Source organism: Desulfobacula sp. (genome assembly GCF_030611305.1).
GTDB lineage: Bacteria > Desulfobacterota > Desulfobacteria > Desulfobacterales > Desulfobacteraceae > Desulfobacula.
This window is the reverse complement of sequence record NZ_JAUWQB010000001.1, coordinates 62,858-81,146: the sequence shown is the minus strand read 5'-3', so window position 1 is coordinate 81,146 and position 18,289 is coordinate 62,858. Positions and strand designations below refer to the sequence as shown.

Genomic DNA, 18,289 nt, shown 5'->3' with positions numbered 1-18,289 from the left:
ATAATATATAAATAATAAACAAAGGATTATATTCTGCTTTGATGACTTTTGAATTGGCCGTACTTATTTTATGCCTTATTTTATCTGGTTTTTTTTCTTCCTCTGAAACGGCGCTTTTTTCAATTAGCAAAGTCAAGGCGCTTCATATTGCCAAAGACGGTTCTAAAACCGGACTTTTGATTTTGAAAATGAAAGAGGAGTCTCATACACTTTTAACGACTATCCTGATTGGAAATAATCTTGTAAATATCGGTGCTTCCGCCATTGCCACATCCATTGCCATCTCATACTTTAAATCCAATGCCGTTGGTATTGCAACCGGTATTATGACGATGCTCATTCTTATTTTTGGCGAAATCTTTCCAAAATCATTTGCCAATCATAATAATATTCTCGTGGCCAGGATTGTGATTTTTCCACTTTTCTGGCTATCAAAATTATTGTTCCCTTTTATTTATATATTGAATTTTATACCTAAATTACACGGGACAATTGATACTTCCCAAGAAACTGTAACGGAAGACGAACTGATGACTATGGTTGAGGTGGTTGAAGAAGAAGGAGAAATCAAAGAAGAAGAAAAAGAATTTATTACCAATATTTTTGAATTTGACGACACCTCATGCTCTGAAATCATGACTCCCAGGGCGGATATGTTTGTGATAGACGTATCACAGGACATGGACATTGAAAAAATTATTAAAACCGGATATTCCAGGATTCCGGTTATTGAGGACAGTATTGATAATATTATTGGGATTTTGCATGTAAAAAATTTATTTGCAAGGTATCAAAAAGCCTGCTCATCTGATTCTGATACGCCATTGAACGTAAAACAAATCATGAAAAAACCATATTTTATTCCTGAATCCCAAAAGCTTGATTCCCTGTTACAGGATTTTAAGCGGAAAAAAAATCATATTGCCGTTGTTGTGGATGAACATGGTGGCATATCCGGCATTGTAACCCTTGAAGATGTTGTTGAAGAAATCGTTGGTGAAATTATTGATGAAACCGACAGACTGGTACATGATATTGTAAAACTTAAAGGGAATAAATGGCTGGTCACAGGAAAGATTGATATTGATGATTTAAACAAAGAAATTGAAATTGAAATTCCGGAATCAAATACTTATGATACATTTTCAGGGTTTTTCCTCGAACAGATAGGCCGAATTCCAAAACCTGGTGAGTCTATTACCATGGATAAGTGGGTGGCAACAGTTAAAGATATGGATGGCAACAGAATAAAAAATTTTATTCTTAAAAAAGAATAATTTTGACATATCCATGCCGCAGCAGACCAAACACCTGGTGCGGTTTTTTTATTTTAGAAGTATTTGTGTAAATCAAACGGTAATTCAATAATGAATGAAAAAGCAATTAATTATGATTTAACCCGGTTAAGAAATCAGATAGACAGCATTGATTCAGATATTTTAAGTTTGATTAATCAGCGGCTTGAAATTGGTCAAAAAGTTGGGAGAATTAAAAAGGAAAAAGGCGGCCGGATACTTGATCGATCACGGGAACGAAAAGTGATTGAAAAACTGTCTAAAATGAATCAAGGCCCTGCTGATAAAGAATTATTAAAATATATTTTTAATGTCATCATTACAGCTACTAGGGAAATCCAAAAGCCGAAAACCATATCTTTTCTGGGGCCTGAAGCAAGCTATACGCATATCGCTGCACTGGCTCATTTTAAGCATTCAGGAAAATTTGTCGAACAGCCAAATTTATATGAAATTTTCAGGGAAGTAGAGAAGAAAGAAAGTCATTTTGGGGTAGTTCCTGTTGAAAACTCAATAGAAGGCGCAGTAAATCACACTCTTGATCTGTTTGCCGATTTTGATTTGCATGTTTGTGCTGAGCACCATGAACCTGTTTCCCATGATTTGTTGTCCATAACAGGCGAACCAAAACACGTTGAGAAAATTTACTCCCACCCCCAGGCGCTTGCTCAATGTAAAACCTGGATTAAAAAAAAGTTTGCACATGCTGACATATTTGAGACCACCAGTACATCAAAAGCTGCACTTCTGGCCTCTGAAGACAAAAGCATAGCAGCCATTGCAAGCAAACAGGCCGCCCATATTTATGAATTGCAGACTGTTGAATCAAAAATAGAAGATTATTCAGGAAATATTACAAGATTCCTTATAATTGGTAGAGACACACCTGAGCAGACCGGAAATGATAAAACGTCTATCATGTTTGCGACTTCCCATGTACCGGGTGCCTTATTTAAAACGCTTGAACCCGTTAACAAGGCAGGACTGAATATGTTGAAGCTTGAATCCAGGCCCACACGGCATCACGACTGGAGTTATTATTTTTTTCTTGATATTGAAGGGCATCAACAGGACAAGCTTGTTTCTCACACTATTGAAGAAATCAAAAAAAACTGCCTGTCATTGAAAATACTTGGATCTTATCCAGTTTATGTTAAAGAGGAAGTATGATTGATTCTAATACACAAGTTTACTGCGTTTTTGGAAATCCGATCAGGCATTCCAAAAGCCCTGAAATTCACAACGCCTGTTTTCAACAACATCAAATTAATGCGGTTTACCTTGCCTTTAAAATTGATGAAATTTCAAAAGGCATCACAGCAATGAAAACACTAAATATTAAGGGCGCATCTGTTACAATACCATTTAAAAAATCTATAATGAACCATCTTGACTGGATTGATGAAGACGCATTGAACATTAATGCAGTAAACACTGTTGTGAACAAGGATGGAAAACTACTTGGATATAACACTGACTATAAAGCTGCCATTGCCCCCTTAAAAACAATCGGCATCAAGGATAAAAGGGTCTGCATCATAGGTGCCGGAGGGGCTGCCCGGGCAGTTGCCTATGGTATACACAAAAAAAAGGGTGGTCTTGTCATTATCAACAGGAACAAAGAGAGGGGGGAAAGTCTGGCTTTAAAGTATAAGGCCGATTTTATTCCAATGGATGAAATTGATAAAATGGATGACATAAACCCAGATATTATTATCAACACGACATCCATTGGCATGCACCCGAACATTGATAATCTGGCTTTTCCTTCTAACTATATGAATTCGCAGATGGTTGTCATGGATATTGTTTATAATCCTTTGAGAACAAAACTGCTGTCTGAAGCACAAAAAAAGGGGTGTACAACCATTGACGGATTGTCCATGTTCCTTTATCAGGGTGCGGCTCAATTTAAATTATGGACCGGCATATCGCCTGATATAAAACTGATGCGACAGGCAGTTATAAATGGAGACAATTAATTGAAACGGATCGTTCCAAAAAAAATTGAAGACCAGTCGATTGTGATTCCGGGTTCAAAAAGCATTTCCCATCGCATGATGATTTGTGCCTCCCTTTCCAATGGAACATCGAGTATTGAAAATCTTCTTCAAAGTGATGATATTCTACTGACCATTGATGCACTTAAACATATGGGAGCAAAAATTAACAAAATAAAAGACAATCATTTCAGGGTGTCCGGCTTTGGTACAAAGCCCCAACCCTGTAATAAAGATATTTATCTTGGCAATTCAGGCACCTCCATGCGGCTTCTTGCCGGGATTGCAGCTCTTGGAAACACCCGCTACACTCTTACAGGGGACGAGCGAATGCGTGAACGACCGATGAAAGAGTTACTTGACGCATTAACCATGTTGGGAATTTATGCAAAATCGGAAAGCAAAACCGGAACACCACCTGTTCATATCAAGGGAAACAGCAGGGAAGGGGGGGCTGTTAAAATTGACTGTTCCAAAAGCAGCCAGTATTTATCCTCTCTTCTGATGATGGGGGTATTGATGAAAGACGGCCTTGATATCAGCCTTAAGGGGGCACCCGTATCCTCTCCCTACATTGACTTGACTATTGATATTATGAAAAAATTTAAAGTTAATGTACATCAAATTGATACCACCCATTACAGAGTCACAGGAAAGCAATCCTATATCCCGGGAGATTTTTATGTTGAACCCGATCTTTCCAATGCCGGGTATTTCTGGGCTATTGGTGCGATTACGGGAAAAATGATATCCGTTAAAAATATCAGCAAAAACTCTTTACAGGGGGATCTAAAACAGGTTAAAATTTTGGAAAAGATGGGGTGTACCCTTAAAATTGAAGATAACCAAATCGGTGTTTGCGGGTTCTCTCTTAATGGAGTGGATGTGGATATGTCTGACACCCCGGATGCCGTTCCTGCCATTGCTGTTGTAGCAAGCTTTGCTAAAGGAAAAACCAGAATAAGCAATATTAAACACTTACGTGAAAAAGAGTGCGACCGGATTGATGCCGTCTCTTCACAACTTATGAAAATGGGCATAGAGGTAAAGCAAGGAGAGGATTATCTGGAAATCACTGGTGGCGAACCAAAGGGATCAAGAATAGAAACGTTTAATGATCATCGAATTGCCATGGCATTTTCCATTCCCGGTCTTATGGTCCGAGGTATGGAAATTGAGAATGAAGCATGTGTTGAAAAGTCTTTTCCAAATTTTTGGCAGATTTTTGAAGCTTTGTAGTGAGAATTTTATGAAAATATTTCTCATTGGCTACAGGTGTACCGGAAAGACGACCACCGGAAAAATTCTTGCTGCACGCCTTAATTTTGATTTTATTGATACGGATCGCCTTATTGAACAACATGCTGAATCAACTATCCTAGAAATTGTTGAAAAATATGGTTGGGAAAAATTTCGACAATTAGAAAAGCAGATACTTTTTAATACAAAAAATAAAAAAAAAGCGGTTATTGCCACAGGGGGCGGTATTATTATAGATCATGAAAATCAGGACTTTATTAAAAAATCCGGGTTTGCTGTCTGGCTTGAGGCTGATATCAAGACAATTATGCTCAGATTAAATATGGATACTAAAACAAGGGAATCCAGACCGTCACTTACCAATAAAGATCTTTTAAATGAAACAGATGAATTAATAAAGCAAAGAAAGCCTTTATATAAGCAAACCGCCCATATAAGGATTGATACTAGTTTCCACACACCGAAAGAAATCGTTAACATTATTGACAGGAGATTATCTTAATGTCCGGCAGTAGCTTTGGAAAAGCATTTAATATTACTACCTTTGGAGAATCACACGGTAAAGGAACAGGCGTTGTGATTCAAGGTTGTCCTCCGGGTCTTGCAATTGACGAAAATATTATACAAAATGCCCTTGATAAAAGAAAACCGGGTCATGGGGTATCCAGTACAAAAAGGAAAGAACCAGACCATCCCATTATTTTATCGGGTATATTTAATGGGCAGACCACAGGGACTCCCATTATGATCATGATAGAAAATAAGGATGCGAAATCAAAATCCTATAAACAGATAGCCTCCCTTTTCAGACCGGGTCATGGCGATTACACCTATCAAGCAAAATACGGCATCCGGGATTACAGGGGCGGAGGGAGAGCTTCTGCAAGGGAGACTGCTGCAAGAGTTGCGGCAGGTGCGGTTGCGCAACTGGTACTTGATCAATACAATATCACAATAAAAACTTATACACTGGAGCTTGGTGGTATCAAAGCAATTCATGTCGATAATTTATCTGAAAAAAATAATAATGCTTTACAATGCCCTGATTTGGAAGCTGCACGAAAAATGGAAAAAAGAATCAAAAACGTCAAAAACGAAGGGGACTCTTTAGGGGGTGTCGTTGAAATTATGGCATCAAATGTACCTGCAGGTTTAGGAGAGCCTGTTTTTGACAAGCTTGATGCTGATATTGCCAAGGCTTTAATGAGTATCGGGGCTGTCAAAGCCGTTGAAATTGGTGCAGGAACGGACGCCTCGCAAATGACAGGCTTTGAGAACAATGACCAGATTTTACCGGAAGGATTTCAAACAAACCATTCAGGTGGCATTCTGGCAGGGATTTCAAACGGGGATGATATCATTGCAAGGGCTCATGTCAAGCCCATCCCATCTATTCTAAAACTACAGCAGACCATTGATGAAAATGGTAATGCAACCCAGATTTCTACTGAAGGTCGTCATGACATCTGTGCTATTCCAAGGATTAACAAGGTCTGTGAGGCCATGATGGCAATTGTTCTCACAGACCATTTGTTACGTCAGAAATCTTTAGGTCTGCATTAATTTTTTTTTACAATATCAGATTCAAGTTTATCAGCAATTTCAATTGCTGTGGTTAAGGAATCATTAATCATAAATAATTGAATTTTTAAGGTTTTTAATGAGGCGGGGGTTGCAGAGATCTTTTCCGGGCCGGAAAAAAGTTTTGCAAATTCCTCTGATTTTTTTGCAAACTCAGCCAGTTTTTCACTGAAATTTACAATTTCACCCGCCCATTTATCCCTTTCCTCTTTGGAAATTTCAATATTTGCATTACCGGTTCCGTTGATGAGATGATCAATCTGGTAGTCTTCAGGGTTTGCGATTATTTCATACATGTGATTCTCCTTTCAAAACGCATTCATACCAACCTTAAGTGTCAATATCTAAGAATATTTTATCAATTTGTTTAAGTCAAGCCTTACGCACCCAAAACATTACGGATTCATTGTGCTTGATTAAAAAGAAACGAAATTAAATCACCTTTGGTGTACAGAATCTTAAGTACAGAAAGGTAGTATATGTATTTAGCATCTAAAATTCTTCTCTGGGCAGTAACCAGTAAAGTGTTCGCATCCATCATATCAATACTGTCTGCCATACCGTATTTGAACTGCATTTGAACCGCATTGTAGTTCTCCTGTGCAAATCTTAATTCGTCCTGTAAATTTAATAATGCACTTTGTGCAGCTTTATAATCCAGAAAAGAAACCTTTGAATCCAGAATGATTGTTTTCTCTTGCAGGATTAAAGCATTTTTTGCTTTTCTTTGGCCTGCAAGAGCCTGCCTGATCTGGGCTCTTCGCAACCCCCCATCATATAAGGCAAATACAAGTTCTCCTGTGAAATAAACGTCTTCCGTGTCCGTTGAACTGGAATTATACTTAATATCAATCTCTTTGTATCCGGCTTCAAGTGAAAGTGTCGGCCAATAATCGCTTTTTTCAAATTTAATAGTTTTTTGGGCGATTTCAAGATTCTTTTTTGCTTCTTTTATTTCTGTCCTGTTTTTCAACGCATAAATCTGGATATCTTCCAGGGTTGATTGATAATTTTCAATACCTGAAACATCTTCTTTTTGGATATTAAAATCATCCTCAATATTGACAAGATTCTGCAAGGCCGCTTTGCTTTTCAATACCCTGTTTTCTGCTCTTACCAGCTCTGTCAAAGATTTAGATAGCTCTGCTTCAGCTCTGTATAAATCAGTTTTGGTTACATTTCCAACACTTAGTTTTTCCTTTACAGCATCTCTGTGGGTGGTAAGACGATTTACATCTGATTGGGCAATTTCAAGATATCTTTGAGCACTTAATATGTTGTAATAGGCCTGGGACACCTGCAATAGGTACTGGGAACGGATGCTTTCAAGGGAAAATTCTTTGCCTTCAATGGTTTTTGTTGTAACATCCAGAGCAATCAACTCTTTTCCATTAAGTGTAAATGACTGTGTTAACTTAATACCCAGTGTCATGGTATCGGGAGCAGTGATATCATCATTTTTATATTCTTTCATGCTGCCATAGGATGTGGCTTTTGGTATTAAGACAGATAATGCTCTGGCCTTGTCCTGTTGAGCGATATATACATCGTCTTGAGCAATCTTAATTGTCTCACTATGCTTATAGGCAAGTTGTGTTAATTCATAGAGAGAATAAGTTGTTTGACAATATGCAGGAATCTGGCAGAAAATAATAATAAAGATGATGAAAAATAATTGAATTGGTATTTTTTTCATTTTGGAACCTCGTTTGTTGAAAGTCAAAATTTAATCCACAATATTATCATTTTGCAATCGCCGTCAAGTTTACAAAATATTAAAATTTAAATTATTGTTACTCAGTAACATTGTTGATCCCTTTAAATTTAATCTTTTTATTGCAACAATAGATAAATATTGTATTTTATGATATTAAACACCAAAAAACGATACAACAAATTGGAACAAAAAAGGAGATCAAGATGACATCCATTCCAAAAACTCAATTTGATGACCTGTCCCTGGTCAGGCAGGGTAAAGTCCGGGATATATTTGACACAGGAGAAGCCCTGTTGATGGTTACCACTGACAGGCTTTCCGCTTTTGATGTTGTACTGCCGGATATTATTCCGGATAAGGGAAAGGTTTTAAATCAGATTTCTGTGTTCTGGTTTAAAAAAATGGAAAGCATTGTAAAAAATCATATTATCACGACCAACGTAAATGAGTATCCTGAAAAATTTAAATCCTATTCAGATGCTTTGGATAAACGAAGCATGCTGGTAAAAAAAGCTGAGCCCTTTACCATTGAGTGTATTGTGAGAGGATATATATCAGGCTCGGGATGGAGTTCTTATCAAAAAGAAGGCCATGTCTGCGGGATAACATTACCCAAAGGGTTGAAAGAATCGGATAAACTGGAACAACCGCTTTTTACACCTTCTACCAAAGCTGAAATCGGTGATCATGATATTAATATCAGTTTTGATGAGGCAGTAAAACTGATTGGAAGTGAAAAAGCGGAAAAATTAAGAAATTTAAGTCTTGAAATATACAGAAAAGGGGCTGAATATGCCCTCGCCAAAGGAATTATTATTGCCGATACCAAATTTGAATTTGGGATTTTAGACGGGGAGATTATCCTTATTGATGAAATCCTTACTCCGGATTCATCCAGATTCTGGCCATTGAACGAATATGAGCCAGGAAGAGGGCAAAACAGCTTTGATAAGCAATTTGTCAGGGACTGGCTTATAGACTCGGGATGGGATAAAAAACATCCTGGACCAAACCTTCCCCAGGAAGTGATTGACAGGACATCCAGTACATACAAAGAAATTTACACACGCCTGACTGGTGAAAATGTCTGATCTTTTATGCGAAATAAATATATCGGATATTGATCTGACAGATAAACGATATAAAATTTTATTTTCAGAAGATGATATAACCTTTCTTGCACGCTCCATTAAGGAAACAGGCCTGCTTACTCCTCCGGTCGTCAGGCCGTTAAACAATAAGTTTATCGTCGTTTCAGGGTTTAACAGGGTCAGGGCACTAATTTATAATAATCGGGTCCACAATAACGAAACAAAAATAGTTGTATATAAAACAAAGCCGGACACAACAGACTATCAATGTCTTTTAAAATCCATAACAGCTCTTGCTTTTAAAAGACCGTTAACTCATTCTGAGCTCATAGTAAGTACCAGACATCTTTCTCAATTTTTAGATAAAAAACAGATCGCAAAAAAATCTTCTGCCCTTTTCAACATAGAACTTAATGTTCGATTTGTAGAGAATTTGTTGGCTATAGGTGCTTTGCCTGATCCAGCTTTTGACTTAATCCATGGCGGCAATCTGTCTTTCAAGTCAGCCAAAAGGATTTCATCTTATGGAAAAAATACCATAGAGATCTTTTTAATTATTTTCTCAAAAATCAAGGCATCCAATAACAAACAGCTTGAAATTATACTGCATATAATGGAAATTTCTGCCAGAGATGCTATTAAACCAGAATTTTTTTTTAATAATCAAGCAATACAAGACATTCTTTTTGATGAAAATAAAGAGCCTGGATTAAAAACCAAAAATTTACGAGCCTGGCTCTTTGAACAGCGGTTTCCAACTATTTTCAAGGCGCGTCAAATGGTCCGGAAAAAAATCAAATCTATAAAAGTTGGAAACAACATCAAATTTCTACCACCACAAAACTTTGAGAGTCAAAACTTCTCCATCTCCTTTACTGCCAAAAATTACAATGAGTTTGTGGCCAGCGTTCAGAACCTTCGTGCTGCTTTAGGAAAAAAGGAGCTAAAAGAAATTTTCAACCAATGAAAATCGACACTCTTTTTATTGATAAAGCCATCCCCAGGAATTTTGAAACCGACTATCTGATATCCAGACTTAAAACAGATCCCCAATGGGTAGAAGATTCAAAAACAGTCTATGATTTTATCAATGACGGTGATGATCCCGTCTCAAAAGCCAAAAAGACACTCTATATTACGCAGAACAGGGGGGCTGTCATCAGGGAGTGCCCGGGAACCAGTTTTTATACCTGTTGTGATTATACTATTCTTCATACAGGCACATTTTGTACCATGGATTGCTCGTATTGCATTCTTCAGGCCTATTTTCACCCGCCTGTTCTGCAATATTTTGCAGGACTTGAAGCGCTTGCCCACAATCTTGAAAAAACATTCAGCCAAAATAAAATATTCAGAATCGGAACAGGAGAATACACAGATTCACTCATCTGGGAAAAAATCAGTCCTCAGCCAAAATTTCTTGTTGAAACATTTGCAAGGCAAAATAATTGTCTTTTGGAACTCAAAACCAAAACCGTTAATATTGAATCCTTACTTCCCCTTGATCACAATGGCAAAACCGTTATTGCCTGGTCATTGAACACACAGGATATTATCAGTTCCGAAGAAAAGGGCACAGCGTCCCTTAAAGCCCGTCTTGAGGCAGCCAGGCGTGTCGAGTCAAAGGGTTACAAGCTTGCGTTTCATTTTGATCCGCTGGTGATTTATCCGGAATGCGAAATTCAATACAAAAAAGTGATAAAACAAATTTTCGAACATGTCCGGAGCGAAAGTATTGTATGGATCAGTATCGGTACTTTTCGGTTCATACCTAAATTAAAACAGATCATTGAAAAACGATTCAAACATTCAACCATCTGTTACGGAGAGTTTATTCCTGGACTTGATAATAAGATGAGATATTTCAAACCATTAAGAATAAAGCTTTATAAGGAGATTATTTCATGCATAAAAGAATATGCCCCAAACCTGGCTGTATATTTTTGCATGGAAGATGAAGAAGTCTGGGAAAAATGTATGGGTTTTTTCCCAAAAAAAGAAGGGGAGTTAGGGCATCTGCTGGATAAAAGTGCGGCAGAACATTGCCGCTTAAATTCTAATTTTTTATAAAGGTTTTTATGAAAGTTGCCTTGATCGTCAATCCTTATGCGGGTGGAAAAAAAGGTGAAAAACTGCTGCCTTTGATTGAAAAAAACTTTCTTTAAATCGTATTGACTACCACACCTATCTTTCTCTTTACCATGGACATATCCTCAAAATCACCTCTGAGCTTAAAATAAAAGAGTATGACGCCATTATCTCCATAGGCGGCGATGGAACCAATTTTTATGTCTTAAACGGTCTTTTAGCTAATTTTAAATCCAAAAAACTCCCACCCCTTGGTATCATTCCTATCGGTTCAGGGAACTCTTTTGCCAAAGATTTAAATATCCATTGTTATGAGGATGGCATCAGATCGATTGTTGAAAACGATCCGAGATGGATAGATGTCTGCTCTTTTACACAGGCCAAAAAAAAGTTTTATTTTGTAAATCTGACCGGATTGGGATTTGTCACGGATGTGGCAAAAACAGCTCAAAAATTTAAATACTTAAATGACTTTTCTTACATTATAGGTGTTTTTTACAGGACTGCAAAACTCTATTTTCATTACATGGAGCTTGAAATTGATGGAAAAATGATATCCGGAGAAAATTGTTTTGTTGAGTTTTGCAATTCACGCTTTACCGGCGGGAATATGCTGATGGCTCCTGATGCCGAAATTGATGATGGTTACATGGATATTATTATTGCAGGCAAATTATCTAGAACAAGTCTTTTGGCGACCTTGCCAAAAATCTTTAAGGGAACTCATATCAAACATCCTTTGGTAAGATCTTTCAAGGCTAGGAAGGCCACAATCAAAACATGGCCTGAGAAAACCTTATTGCCGGATGGTGAATTATTCGGCACCACACCAACAACTATAAATGTGCACCATAAAATGATAAGGTATCTTTAATTGAAAAAAATATTTTCAATATATTTATGGATCATCGGTGGACTCTTTTTTTTATTCTCATTTTTTATTCTTGTTTTCTGCCTGTTTTTGTTACCTCAAAGAACCACCTTCAATATTGCCAGATTTCTATTTAATATTTTAATCAGGTTAATGGGAATAAAGCTTGTTGTAACCGGCAAGGAATATATCCGGTCTGATCAAGCTTACCTGATCATGGGAAATCACCAAAGTCTTTTTGATATTTTTGTCATTCCGGCAGCCATTCCCCTCTGTTTCATCGGAGTGGAGGCCGCCTATCATTTTTCCCTGCCTGTCTGGGGATATCTGATCCGGAAATGGGGATGCATCCCCATAGAAAGAAACAACCTTAAGAATGCCATTTTAAGCCTTGAAATGGCAAAGAAGACTCTCTTGTCCGGGATGAACATCGGCATATTGCCTGAAGGACACAGGACGCTTACAGGAGAAATAACACCCTTTAAAAAAGGACCGTTTCATTTGGCCAAAGATGCCAATGCTGATATTCTGCCGTTCGCAACAATTGGTTTGTTTAATTATCATCGGAAATCAAGCTTAATTTTAACCCCGGGAGTGGTGAAAGTAAATATTGGGAAACCGGTTCCTTACGATACTTTTAAAGATTTATCCGTAGAAGAGACAAGACAAAACCTTTTTGATATTATATCAAAATTAAGCCAACAATAAACCCGGGCAGCTAAAAAAACATTATGTTCAACTCAACTGCCCGGGTTTTATTTTTCAATCAGAGTACAAGCTTGTTTATTTGCGCTCTTCTTTTTCAGCATTTACCCGTTCAATGATTTTTTGTGCCATATCACCCGGAACTTCATCATATTGCTCAAACTCCATGGTAAAAGTTCCTCTGCCACCCGTCATAGAACTTAAATCCGGTGCATACCGCAGTATCTCAGCCATGGGAACCAGGGCATTGATGATCTGTTTATCGTCTTCGGAGTCCATTCCAAGAACCCTGCCGCGCCGGGAATTAAGATCACCCATAATATCACCTGTGCTGTCATCCGGAACCTTTACGGCAATCTTCATGATGGGTTCCAGCAGGGTTGCTTTTGCATCTTTTGCAGCGTTTTTAAAGGCAAGGGTACCGGCCATTTTAAATGCCATTTCAGAAGAGTCAACCGAATGATAAGATCCGAAATCAAGAGTTGTTCTGAAGTCTACACAAGGAAATCCTGCGAGGATACCTGTTTTCGAAGTTTCTTTGATACCTGCTTCAACTGCGGGAATATAATTTTTAGGGATAACACCACCAACAATTTTATCGACAAACTCAAATCCTCTTCCTTTTGGAAGCGGTTCAAGAACAATCCAGCAGTCACCATACTGACCATGCCCGCCCGACTGTTTTTTATGCTTGCCCTGGACACGAATTTTTTTCTTAAAGGTTTCCCGATAGGCTACCTTCGGCGTTTCAATACCCATACCCACATTAAATTTTCTCTGAATTTTTTCAGCAGTCACTTCTATATGAACAAGACCTCTGCCGGAAAGGATGGTCTGTTTGGTTTCTTCATTCCTTTGAAGCTTAAGTCCTGTATCTTCTTCAAGAATTTTTCTGACCGCTTCATGGATTTTATCTTCGTCATTCTTTGCTTTGGGTGAAATGGCAAAAGAGATAACAGGAGGCATGGGCTTTGGTGCCGGAATCTGAATATCTTTTCCGCCTGTCAGCGTATCCCCGGTTAAGGTGGTTTTGAGTTTTGCCACAGCAACAATAGATCCCGGGAGAGCACTGGTTATAGTATTTTGTTCCTTACCCGCAATTTCAAGAAGTTGTGAAAATCTCTCTTTCGTATCCTTTGTTGTATTAACAACATTGCCTTCTTTTCCAAGACTTCCTGAAATCACTCTAAATAGAGAAAGCCTTCCTGCATATGGATCAACAATGGTATTGAAAACAAAGCCGCAGAATTCTGCATCCGGATCGGGAGAAACCATAACATCCTCACCATTGATATCTTTTGCAGTCCAGTCACCTCTATCAAGAGGAGACGGCATATAATCATTGATAATATCAGAAACCATATCAATACCGATCATTTTTGCGGCGGAACAACAAATGGCAGGATAAAATTGGGCATCTTGAATTCCTTGTCTGAACGTTGCCTTGAGTTCATCCTCAGTAATTTCTTCACCTTCCAGATATTTTTCAAGAAGCTCATCATCGAGTTCAGCTACATCCTCAATAAATTCTTCTTTTGCCATTTCAATGTCATCTGACATGTCAGAAGGAACATCAATCTTGGTTGATTTCCCTTCTGCATCATATTCATAGGCCTGACCTGAAATAATATTCACCAACCCTTTAAACTCATTTTCAGAACCAATCGGATAAAAAATGGGAACGATCTTCTTTTTAAGTGCTGTTTTGCAAGCCTCGATACAGGTTGAAAAATCAGCTCTTTCCCGATCCAGCTTATTCACAATAACAAACCCGGGTAAATTATATTCCAAAGCACTGGCTGCGGCTTCTTCGGTCATGGCAGAAGGTCCGCCAACCCCGTCAATTACAAATGCCATGCAGTCTGCAACAGGAAAGCATGTTTTAGAAGCAGAGAAAAAATTCTGATCGCCAGGAGTGTCCATCAAAGTAATTGTATGTTTATTATGCGTATACTTAATAAATGATGTATTAATACTCTGCTGTTTTCTGGTTTCTTCAGGCTGAAAATCCATGACGGTATTGCCTTCTTCAACCTTTCCAAGACGATTGGTAACTCCGGCTTTAAATAGCATAGCCTCAGCAAGAGTAGTCTTGCCCGCACCTCCATGGCCAGCCAAAGCCACATTTCTCATGGTTTTAATTTCTTCGCTCATTACTGCTCCTTATAAACAATTAATAAAAAGTTATATTTAAATAATCGAATTTAAATAAAATTAATAGTGTTATTTTAAATTTTCTTTAAATGTTAAGGATATAATATACTCAATATTCCCTTTCGGGCCTGAAATAGGGGAGGGGACTACCTGGTTTACCTGATATCCGCGTTCTTTAAAAAAAACTTTTAAGTCTTCTATAACCCTTTTTCTAATTTCAGGATCCTTTACAACACCCCCCTTACCGATATTCTTCTTTCCTGCTTCAAATTGAGGTTTAATCAGCGCCAATACCTTTGTATCATCCCTCATAAATTTCTCAGTAGAAGGGATAACGAGTTTAAGTGAGATAAATGAAGTGTCCGCTACAACCACATCAACTTTTTCATTGATTACTTCATAGGGCATATGCCGGATATTGGTTCTCTCAATAACCTTTACCCGCAAATCTTGTCTCAAAGACCAGTCAAACTGTCCATATCCCACATCTACTGCATATACTTTGCCTGCCCCATATTGAAGCAGGCAATCGGTGAAACCACCTGTTGAAGCACCGATATCAAGGCAGGTTAAGCCTTTCACTGATATGGGAATACTCTTTAACGCTTTTTCAAGCTTTAGTCCCCCCCGGCTGACAAATGGATTGTCATCCTGCTTTACAACAACTTTTGCATCGTTTGTAATCAAAGTTCCCGGTTTATCTACACGCATATCATTCACAAGAACTTTGCCTGCCATGATGAGAGCTTTTGCCCGCTGCCTGGATTTAACCAAATCCTTTTCAACAACAAAGTAATCAAGTCTGATTTTATTCTTTAATCCTTTATTCAATAGTGTTGCCATGTAACTTTAATGCCGCATTTACAATAGCGGTACTGTCTATTCCATAGTCCCGTCTTAAAACATCTTGGGGCCCATGTTCAACAAATTCATTTTTGATGCCAATCCTTTTTAGTGAAAATCCTGTCACGTCATTATCTGTTAACATTTCCAGAACAGCCGACCCAAAGCCTCCATCAAGAACATGGTCTTCAACAATGATGATCTTTTTAATTTTCAATGCATATTCAATGATCAGGTCGGTATCAAGCGGCTTGACAAATCTGGCATTGATTATAGTTGCGTTGATATCCCGGTCTTTCAGTGATTTGTTGGCTTTTAAGGCCTCACAAACTGATTTTCCGATGGCAATAATTAACAGGTCGTCACCTTCATTAATCACTTGAGCCTTACCCATTTCCAAAGGTCGCGGATGATCCTCAATTTGAACACCCATCCCCGTACCCCTTGGATATCTTATGGCAACAGGACCATTATGATTAAAAGCTGTGACAAGCATTCTTGCCAGTTCATTTTCATCCTTTGGTGCCATGATTGTCATGTTTGGCATGCAGCGAAGATATGAATAATCAAAAAGGCCGTGATGGGTGGGTCCGTCTTCTCCAACAATACCCCCCCGGTCAATGGCGAAGACAACCGGATGCGCATCAATACAGACATCATGGAGAATCTGATCAAAGGCTCTTTGCAAAAAAGTAGAATAAATGGCAACAACAGGTTTTAATCCTCTGGATGCAAGTCCTGCTGAAAATGTAACTGCGTGCTGTTCTGCAATACCAACATCAAAGAACCTGTCCGGATATTGTTTGGAAAATTCGATTAGGCCTGTACCCTCCGGCATGGCAGCAGTCACCGCAACAATTTTTTCATTGGTTTTGGCAAGTTTGACCATTTGAGAGCCAAACACCTGTGTATAGCTTGGGACCCCATTGGATGTATTATTGCTTTCGCCTGTATCCACTACAAATGAACCCACTCCATGAAAATAGACCGGGTTTTTCTCTGCAGGTTCATATCCCTTGCCTTTTACGGTTGTAACATGTAAAAGAACCGGATCTTTAGGATTTTTGATGTTTTTCAGAATATCGATCAAATGGTCTAAATTATGTCCGTCAATGGGCCCGAAATAGTCAAAATTGAAGGCTTCAAACAACATACCCGGTGTAATAAATGTTTTAAAAGATTCTTCAGACCGTTTGGCAATATTGTAAACATCATCACCGATTTTCGGTAAAGATTTTAAAAATGCACCAAACTGATTTCTCATGGATTGAAAAGATTTGGCTGAAAAGGTTCGGCTTAAAAAAGAAGACAGGGCCCTCACATTGTGAGAGATGGACATTTCATTGTCATTTAAAATAACAATAAGATTGCGTTTTAAATCCCCGGTCTGGCTCAACCCTTCATAGGCCAGCCCTGCGGTTAAAGAACCATCTCCGATTACTGAAATTACATCAGACTTATCCTGGCTTAAATATTTGGCATAACAGACTCCAAGTCCTGCAGAAATAGAGGTCGAGGAATGCCCCACTGTGAATCCGTCATAGGGGCTCTCTTTAATTTTTGAAAATCCTGATATGCCTTTATACTGACGGAGACTGTCAAAAACATCATTCCTTCCGGTAATCAGCTTATGCGCATAAGACTGATGCCCGACATCCCATATCAATGTATCCTTTGGCAGATCAAAAACAGTGTGAATGGCCAGCGTCAACTCCACCGCACCAAGGCTTGAGGCCAGATGCCCACCATTTTTTGATACCACATCAATAATTCTTTCACGAATATCTCCGGCCAGGAGTTTCAACTCTTTTCTGGAGAGTTGTTTAATGTCTTTGGATGTTTTTATTTGTTCAAGAAGACTCAAAATTTATCAACCTCAATAGGTTAGTGATCCCTGTTAATAATATAGTTGGCAATTGCTCTTAAGGGGACTGCCTTTTCATCAAATTGCGAAATTGTCTCGATGGCATCATCAATGAGTTTTTTTGCATATTTTTTTGACTCAGCAAGACCGATAATTGCCGGAAAGGTCATTTTATCATTCAATGCATCAGACCCGGCAGCCTTCCCCATTATTTTTGGGTCACCTTCAATATTCAAAATATCATCCGCAACCTGAAACGCCAGACCGATTTTGCCTGCATAAATAATTAATTTTTCAATTGTTTCAGTATCAGCATCCACACTTATAGCACCTGCTTCAACACTGACTGTGATCATTTTACCGGTTTTAAGGGCATGTATTTTCTTCAGATGGGTTAAGTTGTCTCTTTGTTCCGATTGATACGACTGCATATCAAGCATCTGCCCTTCAACCATACCTTTAATACCCGCAGCCCAAGAAATCCTGGAAATCAATTTAATTCTTGTCTGAGTATCCGGATATATTTTAAAAACTTGTTCTGGTTGAGAAATAATATTAAAGGCATGGGTCAGTAATGCGTCTCCGGCCAAAATGGCAGTGGCTTCGGAAAATTTCTTATGACAGGTCGACAATCCGCGTCTTAAGTCATCATTATCCATGGCAGGCAAATCATCATGAATCAGGAATAGGTATGGATCATTTCAATGGCACAGCAAGCGGGCAGGGCGATTAAAAAATCTTTTCCGCAGGCCTGGGCGGCAGCCATTGACAGGATAGGGCGCAGTCTTTTTCCCCCGGCCATGAGAGAATGGTCCATCGC

15 protein-coding genes and 2 pseudogenes are annotated in these 18,289 nt (G+C 38.5%); 11 read left to right on the top strand and 6 right to left on the bottom strand.

What is annotated here, in order from left to right:
• Positions 1-41: 41 nt before the first annotated feature.
• The 6 genes from QAI40_RS00390 to aroC all read left to right on the top strand — a co-directional run bounded on the left by QAI40_RS00390 (position 42) and on the right by aroC (position 6,118).
• Complete coding sequence (locus QAI40_RS00390) at positions 42-1,277, top strand: hemolysin family protein (protein ID WP_299977483.1); 1,236 nt, start codon at positions 42-44, stop codon at positions 1,275-1,277.
• 90 nt (positions 1,278-1,367) lie between these two features.
• Positions 1,368-2,465 carry a prephenate dehydratase gene (gene pheA / locus QAI40_RS00385; RefSeq protein ID WP_299977480.1) on the top strand — a complete coding sequence of 366 codons (1,098 nt, stop codon included), beginning with the start codon at positions 1,368-1,370 and terminating at the stop codon, positions 2,463-2,465.
• A complete protein-coding gene (gene aroE, locus QAI40_RS00380) occupies positions 2,462-3,277 on the top strand; it encodes a shikimate dehydrogenase (RefSeq protein ID WP_299977478.1) in 816 nt (271 codons plus the stop codon). Before pheA ends, aroE begins: the two co-directional genes overlap by 4 nt.
• Positions 3,278-4,534, top strand: coding sequence for a 3-phosphoshikimate 1-carboxyvinyltransferase (gene aroA, locus QAI40_RS00375; protein WP_304511419.1), 1,257 nt, complete (start codon positions 3,278-3,280; stop codon positions 4,532-4,534).
• Between the two features lie 10 nt (positions 4,535-4,544).
• A complete protein-coding gene (gene aroL / locus QAI40_RS00370) occupies positions 4,545-5,057 on the top strand; it encodes a shikimate kinase AroL (RefSeq protein ID WP_299977470.1) in 513 nt (170 codons plus the stop codon).
• The gene (gene aroC, locus QAI40_RS00365; protein ID WP_299977467.1) at positions 5,057-6,118 is read left to right on the top strand and encodes a chorismate synthase; all 1,062 of its coding nucleotides are present in this window, start codon (positions 5,057-5,059) and stop codon (positions 6,116-6,118) included. The genes aroL and aroC overlap by 1 nt, the downstream gene beginning before the upstream one ends.
• Here the strand turns inward: aroC and QAI40_RS00360 are convergent.
• Both QAI40_RS00360 and QAI40_RS00355 read right to left on the bottom strand, forming a co-directional pair.
• Positions 6,115-6,432 (bottom strand): hypothetical protein, encoded by a 318-nt coding sequence (locus QAI40_RS00360; protein WP_299977465.1) that lies wholly within the window; start codon positions 6,430-6,432, stop codon positions 6,115-6,117. The two genes, aroC and QAI40_RS00360, sit on opposite strands and share 4 nt — an antisense overlap.
• 107 nt (positions 6,433-6,539) lie before the next feature.
• Complete coding sequence (locus tag QAI40_RS00355; RefSeq protein ID WP_299977462.1) at positions 6,540-7,832, bottom strand: TolC family protein; 1,293 nt, start codon at positions 7,830-7,832, stop codon at positions 6,540-6,542.
• Positions 7,833-8,056: 224 nt separating this feature from the next.
• On the opposite strand from QAI40_RS00355, the gene QAI40_RS00350 reads away from it, so the two are divergent.
• The 5 genes and pseudogenes from QAI40_RS00350 to QAI40_RS00330 all read left to right on the top strand — a co-directional run bounded on the left by QAI40_RS00350 (position 8,057) and on the right by QAI40_RS00330 (position 12,611).
• Entirely contained in the window at positions 8,057-8,944 is an 888-nt protein-coding gene (locus tag QAI40_RS00350) for a phosphoribosylaminoimidazolesuccinocarboxamide synthase (RefSeq protein ID WP_299977459.1), read from the top strand.
• Positions 8,937-9,911, top strand: a complete 975-nt coding sequence (locus QAI40_RS00345) for a ParB/RepB/Spo0J family partition protein (RefSeq protein ID WP_299977456.1) — start codon at positions 8,937-8,939, stop codon at positions 9,909-9,911. The genes QAI40_RS00350 and QAI40_RS00345 overlap by 8 nt, the downstream gene beginning before the upstream one ends.
• Complete coding sequence (locus QAI40_RS00340; protein WP_299977453.1) at positions 9,908-11,014, top strand: SPL family radical SAM protein; 1,107 nt, start codon at positions 9,908-9,910, stop codon at positions 11,012-11,014. Before QAI40_RS00345 ends, QAI40_RS00340 begins: the two co-directional genes overlap by 4 nt.
• Positions 11,015-11,108: 94 nt before the next feature.
• Positions 11,109-11,906, top strand: a pseudogene (locus tag QAI40_RS00335) (diacylglycerol/lipid kinase family protein); the annotation flags it as partial.
• 150 nt (positions 11,907-12,056) lie between these two features.
• Positions 12,057-12,611: a lysophospholipid acyltransferase family protein gene (locus QAI40_RS00330; RefSeq protein ID WP_299977450.1), complete on the top strand. Its 555-nt coding sequence runs from the start codon at positions 12,057-12,059 to the stop codon at positions 12,609-12,611.
• Positions 12,612-12,686: 75 nt separating this feature from the next.
• Here QAI40_RS00330 and fusA read toward each other — a convergent pair whose 3' ends face one another.
• From fusA to QAI40_RS00310, 4 genes and pseudogenes are all read right to left on the bottom strand, one after another.
• Positions 12,687-14,762, bottom strand: a complete 2,076-nt coding sequence (gene fusA, locus QAI40_RS00325) for an elongation factor G (protein WP_299977448.1) — start codon at positions 14,760-14,762, stop codon at positions 12,687-12,689.
• Between the two features lie 69 nt (positions 14,763-14,831).
• A complete protein-coding gene (locus QAI40_RS00320; RefSeq protein WP_299977445.1) occupies positions 14,832-15,605 on the bottom strand; it encodes a TlyA family RNA methyltransferase in 774 nt (257 codons plus the stop codon).
• The gene (gene dxs, locus QAI40_RS00315; protein ID WP_299977443.1) at positions 15,586-17,469 is read right to left on the bottom strand and encodes a 1-deoxy-D-xylulose-5-phosphate synthase; all 1,884 of its coding nucleotides are present in this window, start codon (positions 17,467-17,469) and stop codon (positions 15,586-15,588) included. The genes QAI40_RS00320 and dxs overlap by 20 nt, the downstream gene beginning before the upstream one ends.
• Positions 17,470-17,489: 20 nt before the next feature.
• Positions 17,490-18,271: pseudogene (locus QAI40_RS00310) on the bottom strand (polyprenyl synthetase family protein).
• Positions 18,272-18,289: the final 18 nt, after the last annotated feature.